The organism is Flavobacterium sp. LC2016-23 (assembly GCF_009674775.1).
Classification (GTDB): Bacteria; Bacteroidota; Bacteroidia; order Flavobacteriales; family Flavobacteriaceae; genus Flavobacterium.
The window spans coordinates 1-1,194 of the sequence record NZ_WKKE01000066.1 but is presented as its reverse complement, the minus strand read 5'-3'; the positions used below and the strand labels follow the sequence as shown (position 1 = coordinate 1,194).

At 41.6% G+C, this 1,194-nt stretch carries 1 protein-coding gene; it reads left to right on the top strand.

Annotation, left to right across the window (positions count from 1 at the left end; genetic code table 11):
• On the top strand, nucleotides 1–1,194 hold a 1,194-nt coding region (locus GJU43_RS22710; RefSeq protein ID WP_154344182.1), incomplete at both ends, for an amino acid adenylation domain-containing protein.

The following is a 1,194-nucleotide window of genomic DNA, read 5'->3' as shown; positions in this document are numbered from 1 at the left end:
AGAAATTGAAGCATCCGTTTCAAAACTGGAACTTACTATTTCAGAATTATCAAAATACGATAGTAGTTATAAAGGAATCAATCCATCACATAACGACCTGGCGTATATCATGTATACCTCAGGCACCACAGGAAAACCTAAAGGTGTGATGATTAGTCATCATTCACTATTGGATTATTCACAGACTTTTGCAAACTATTTTGGACTTACAACGAATGATGTTGTGATTCAGCAATCGTCCTTTAGTTTTGACACCAGTGTAGAAGAAATTTATCCAATCCTAAGTGTGGGCGGTGAATTGATACTCACCCCTTCGGGCGGAAAAGACGTGGAAGCTTTATTGCATTTAACCGCAAAACATAATGTTACCCTGTTAAGCAGTACGCCGTTGGTAATACAAAGCATTAACGAATTACTGGCACAGGGCAACAACAACATACCTTCGTTACGAATCCTGATCAGCGGGGGAGATGCCCTGAGATTAGAATACATATCTAATTTTTCAGAAAAAGTCAGACTCTACAATACCTATGGCCCGACAGAAGCCACGGTTTGTACCAGTTATTATCAAATAGAAAACAGCAGTGTTTCCAATTGTATCGGAGCTCCTATTTTTAACAGGGAAATCTACATCTGCAACGACCATTTCGCCCTACAGCCACACTTTGTGATTGGGGAATTGTACCTGGGAGGAAGCGGGATTGCATTGGGATACCATAACCAGACGTCACAAACCGCAGAACGTTTTATTGAAAATCCTTTTGGAAATGGGAAACTATACAAAACAGGCGATTTAGGCTTTTGGGATGCAAGTGGAAATATCCATTTTGTGGGAAGAAAAGACCATCAGCTGAAAGTCCGTGGATATCGTGTGGAAACAATGGAAGTGGCCAAAGCGATTATCGCCTTTGAAGGCGTGACCGACAGTTATGTGACGGGTTTTAACGCTCACGGCGTACAGCATTTAGCAGGTTATTATACCGGAAAAAACAATGAAACCGCTTTACGTGACTATTTACGCAATGAGCTGCCGGACTATATGGTTCCAACCTATTTAATTGCCATGGAGTCTTTCCCGATGACAGCCAACGGAAAAATAGCAATAGATAAATTGCCCGATCCCATAATGGTTTCCGCAAAAGAATATCAGTCCGCCCGAAACGAAAGAGACGAGCAGCTGATTGCCATTTGGAA